This is a genomic window from Microcoleus sp. C2D2, from assembly GCF_036702495.1.
Taxonomy (GTDB): Bacteria; Cyanobacteriota; Cyanobacteriia; order Cyanobacteriales; family Microcoleaceae; genus Microcoleus.
On record NZ_JAUBTO010000301.1, the window covers coordinates 1 to 3,909 of the forward strand.

At 41.3% G+C, this 3,909-nt stretch carries 7 protein-coding genes; 5 read left to right on the top strand and 2 right to left on the bottom strand.

Translation table 11 applies throughout. The features are described from left to right. The first annotated feature begins 79 nt into the window (after window positions 1–79). The 3 genes from QUB61_RS38240 (at window position 80) to QUB61_RS38250 (ending at window position 1,363) form a co-directional block, all read left to right on the top strand. Window positions 80–691, top strand: coding sequence for a Uma2 family endonuclease (locus QUB61_RS38240; protein WP_333136533.1), 612 nt, complete (start codon window positions 80–82; stop codon window positions 689–691). 92 nt (window positions 692–783) lie between these two features. Next, the gene (locus tag QUB61_RS38245) at window positions 784–1,146 is read left to right on the top strand and encodes a DUF6972 family protein (protein ID WP_333136535.1); all 363 of its coding nucleotides are present in this window, start codon (window positions 784–786) and stop codon (window positions 1,144–1,146) included. After that, entirely contained in the window at window positions 1,106–1,363 is a 258-nt protein-coding gene (locus QUB61_RS38250; RefSeq protein WP_333136537.1) for a hypothetical protein, read from the top strand. The genes QUB61_RS38245 and QUB61_RS38250 overlap by 41 nt, the downstream gene beginning before the upstream one ends. Before the next feature lie 62 nt (window positions 1,364–1,425). Here QUB61_RS38250 and QUB61_RS38255 read toward each other — a convergent pair whose 3' ends face one another. Beyond that, a complete protein-coding gene (locus QUB61_RS38255) occupies window positions 1,426–1,743 on the bottom strand; it encodes a hypothetical protein (RefSeq protein ID WP_333136539.1) in 318 nt (105 codons plus the stop codon). Between the two features lie 153 nt (window positions 1,744–1,896). Continuing rightward, on the bottom strand, window positions 1,897–2,025 hold the full coding sequence (locus tag QUB61_RS38260; protein ID WP_281254565.1) for a hypothetical protein: 129 nt from the start codon (window positions 2,023–2,025) through the stop codon (window positions 1,897–1,899). A 225-nt stretch (window positions 2,026–2,250) separates the two neighbouring features. On the opposite strand from QUB61_RS38260, the gene QUB61_RS38265 reads away from it, so the two are divergent. Beyond that, window positions 2,251–2,892, top strand: coding sequence for a hypothetical protein (locus QUB61_RS38265; RefSeq protein ID WP_333136541.1), 642 nt, complete (start codon window positions 2,251–2,253; stop codon window positions 2,890–2,892). Between the two features lie 63 nt (window positions 2,893–2,955). Continuing rightward, window positions 2,956–3,645: a hypothetical protein gene (locus QUB61_RS38270; RefSeq protein WP_333136543.1), complete on the top strand. Its 690-nt coding sequence runs from the start codon at window positions 2,956–2,958 to the stop codon at window positions 3,643–3,645. Window positions 3,646–3,909 lie beyond the last annotated feature (264 nt).

Sequence of the window (3,909 nt, forward strand, 5' to 3'; positions counted from 1 at the left end):
GAGTGGCATTGTTGTCATCTCACTTATTTGACTCATTGTCAAGTACAATTTATACCAAATTAGATGAGCTTACCCTGCCATGATTGCCGATCGCACCCACAATTATATCTCGCCTGAAGAGTATCTGAAGTTAGAAGAACTCAGTCCGCTCAAACATGAGTATATTCAGGGCGAAATTTATGCAAGGGCTGATGCAAATGATGCTCATGTGACGGTGGCGGGCAACTTATGTACACTTTTGAGAAATCACGTGCGGGGTAGTGGCTGTCGCGTTTATATGTCTGACATGAAAGCTAGGATTGAATCTAAGAATATTTACTACTATCCTGACGTGATGGTAACGTGCGATGAACGGGACAAGGCTTTTCAATCTTTTAAAAGATATCCTTGTTTAATTGTCGAGGTGTTGTCTAATGGTACGGAAGGATTCGATCGGGGCGATAAGTTTGCTGACTATCAAGAATTAGAAACGCTTCAAGAGTATGTGTTAATTAGCCAAAAACGTGAGCGGGTAGAGTGTTTTCGCCGCAATTCTGAAGGCTTGTGGGTTTTGTATTCCTATACTCAAGGAAGCGAACTTCACTTGGCTAGCGTAGATTTTCGCACAGGTATTGATGCTATTTATGAGGATGTAATTTTTACTAAGGAAGATTCAGAAGCAGAATTTGATGAACTGCGATCTAGGGGATAAATGGAAAGTGCGATCGCACCTCGGTTAAGGAAGGGCGATCTTCATGTAAGGTTATAGTAAACTTAATTGCAAGTATCCTATATAATTAGTTAATGAGTGGCATTAACCGCGAACTAACACCAGACCCAAGAATTAGTTTATTTGACAAACATCTTCCAGCAACGCCACAGGTACAAAGACTGCTGAGAAAAGAAGGAAAAGCTCATGTATTTAATGACAGAGCCACAATGGATTTAGTGATACAAGCTATTATAGATAGAGGAGAGCTTACAGGGATTGAGGATGAAATCGATGACTACGATCGCTACGGGTTATACTTTGATTATCCTATAGGTTATCAAATCAGAGCCGACGGCAGTCGCATTCCGCTGTATTACGCAGAAATTAAAATCATCAAAGGAACCGATAATTACCATGTTATCCCCCGCACAAAACCTCGTCGAACAAATCAATGATTGGGAATTTATCGAGTTGTGGGTAGATCCGATTGTTTTCCCGCCTCGAATTCTGATGTTAGTGGGTGGCAAAAATAGTAAGTGTTGTATTTACGAGCCATCGGCAAATTATAAACCGCTGTTTTTAAGTTCAAGTTACGATGAGGCTCACTCGTGGCTAGTGGAAGATGAATATGAGCGAGTTGACGGTAGGCTTTTAGCCTCGGAAATAGTTTGAGACTGTGATATTATGAAGGCGATCGCACCTCAGTTAAGGAAGGGCGATCGCTCTTGATATATTTAAAATGCCAGCAAGAAAGCCCCGATTATTTGTAAGATATGGATGACAGACTCAATAGACACTCCGAGTGGGCCTGCTAACGATCCGATAGCCGTCGCTATTTCAGTAACACCGGCACCTGAACTGATTAAAGCTATCAACTGGCTAATAATTTCAATAACAGCGGGTACGTTAGCAATCAAGCCAAACAGAGCCGCAACATAAACAGAACCCACCTTGAGAGCTTCGAGTAGTCCCGTTAGCTGCGCGATCGCGTCTGGTCCTTGGGTGTAAATGTAATCTAAAATTTGTGTGATTGCTGCTACGAGTGCATCCATGCTTATTTCCTTTTAGGGTCAAATACCTACGAGAAATCAATACTCTTAGTCAACTAGCTGAAAAAGCAGTTCAAACAATAGTCTGATTATTTCAAACCCACTCAAATCATTTCTCATATCGATACGAAGCAAAAAAAAAACTATTTATTAGCTTTAACCCGTAATTTTTCTGACAATTCTTCTATGCTTATCAATGACATCAGCAACCTCTTTGACTGTCTCCTTTTGTTCTTGCGACAGCGGACATTTCAGCTTGGGTTCTTTTTTGGGTTCGTTAGCCATGAGCTTAAGACTCCAATGTTTTGCTAGAGTTTATTAGCGGAAAGTTCTCGCTTATCTTTGGATAATATCATTATATTCACAGTGATGTCCAGTCAGAAAACGTCAGAAAATGTAAGTTGTTGTACCTGACGCTAACTGTCAAAAAAGTCAAATGTTGCCATCCATGTCATAAAATGTCATAAAATAGTAGGTATAATAGGCCAAACCCCTAAACTTAACTCACCGATGGACGTTAAAGAAGTCTTGAGATTTGCCGATGACCTGGTTTTCGCTAAGACGGGAGAACATTTGGAGGATCTGCAAGAAGCTATCCTGGGGGGTGTATGGGAAGGTCAAAAATACTCTCAAATCGCAGAAGTATCGCATTGTAGCGAAGGTCACGTCAGGAATGTAGCTTCAAAATTATGGAAGCGTTTATCAAATGTATTAGGTGAAGAAGTTACTCCATCGAATTTACGATCGACACTTGAGAGACGACAATTATTCATCATTTCATCAAATTCGGGAAACGATTTTTTTATTGGTAATGTCAATGTCTGTAAGGATAGTCAATTTTCAGAATATCCACAAAAGCGATCGCCCTCAACCCCCACCTCAGACACATCAAAACCCCCAACCCGACTAGACTTAGCAGACGCACCTCATATTTCATCATTGTGCGATCGCACATCCGAACTCGCCACCCTGGAAAAATGGATCGTCCAAGAAAAGTGCACCCTCGCAGCAATATTAGGAATTAGCGGTATTGGCAAAACTGCACTTTCCCTCCACCTCATCCCAGAAATTAAGCATAACTTTGAATACGTCATGTGGCGAAGTCTCTGCCACTCCCCACCCTTAGAAACAACCCTAAAAAATCTCCTATAATTTCTTTTAAATAAACCCGAAATCGAACTCCCTACCAGCATCCCCGATCGACTTTCTCTGTTAATGGAATATCTGCGAAAAAACCGCTGTCTCATTATCCTCGACGACGTGCAAACCATTCTCAGCAGCGGACAATTAGCAGGAAATTACCGCCCCGAATGCGAAAATTACAGCATCCTATTCAGACAAATTGGAGAAACAACCCACAACAGTTGCTTAATCCTCAACAGTTGGGAACCTCCCAGAGAAATTACCGCCTTAAAAGGAGAAAAATCACCAGTTCGCAGCTTACAACTCAAAGGCATAGGTACAGCAGCAGCCGAAATTTTCCGACAAAAAAGTTTACTCAATCCCGAAACCTGGGAAAACCTAATTAACGCCTACCGAGGCAATCCATTGTGGTTAAAAATAGTCGCCACCACCATTCAAGAAATATTCCGAGGTAGGGTTGCAGAATTTTTGAAATATGATATGCTATTCTTAGGGGAAGAATTGGCAGCAACATTGCACCCGCAGATAAATCGTTTGTCAGAATTAGAAAAAAAACTCATCAGCCGCCTCAGCCGCGAAGCAAATTCAGTTTCAATAGAGCAATTGCTACAAGATGCCGATTTATCGCCCTCTGAGTTATTCAACGGGCTGCAATCTTTGGGGAGGCGATCGTTAGTTGAAATAGAAGAACAGGAAAATGAAAGTTTATTCAATCTTTGTCCTGTGGTGAGACAATATGTAATATCAAATCCAGTTTGTTGATACTTTCCGACAGTCCGGCCGGGGTTGAAACCCCTGCCTCAAAGCTAAAGTCGGTTAAAACTCACATCTTGCACCATTGTCAAGAACAGGCAAGATGCCTGTTCCACAATAAAATTTATCTCTTGTGGAACAGGCATCTTGCCTGTTCCTAAACAAGTAATTGAGAATGGTGCAATATCTCAGTTAAAACGTATCCGCTCAATAAATCGGGGTAACAGCAAAAAAGAAGGTTCACAATCTAGGCACAGCATGGTAGAATATAAA

What these genes read in the sequence shown, in the direction of transcription:
- QUB61_RS38240 (WP_333136533.1), top strand. Translation starts at nt 80, where the DNA reads ATGATTGCCGATCGCACCCACAATTATATCTCGCCTGAAGAGTATCTG.
- QUB61_RS38245 (WP_333136535.1), top strand. Translation starts at nt 784, where the DNA reads ATGAGTGGCATTAACCGCGAACTAACACCAGACCCAAGAATTAGTTTA.
- QUB61_RS38250 (WP_333136537.1), top strand. Translation starts at nt 1,106, where the DNA reads ATGTTATCCCCCGCACAAAACCTCGTCGAACAAATCAATGATTGGGAA.
- QUB61_RS38255 (WP_333136539.1), bottom strand. Translation starts at nt 1,743, where the DNA reads ATGGATGCACTCGTAGCAGCAATCACACAAATTTTAGATTACATTTAC.
- QUB61_RS38260 (WP_281254565.1), bottom strand. Translation starts at nt 2,025, where the DNA reads ATGGCTAACGAACCCAAAAAAGAACCCAAGCTGAAATGTCCGCTGTCG.
- QUB61_RS38265 (WP_333136541.1), top strand. Translation starts at nt 2,251, where the DNA reads ATGGACGTTAAAGAAGTCTTGAGATTTGCCGATGACCTGGTTTTCGCT.
- QUB61_RS38270 (WP_333136543.1), top strand. Translation starts at nt 2,956, where the DNA reads ATGGAATATCTGCGAAAAAACCGCTGTCTCATTATCCTCGACGACGTG.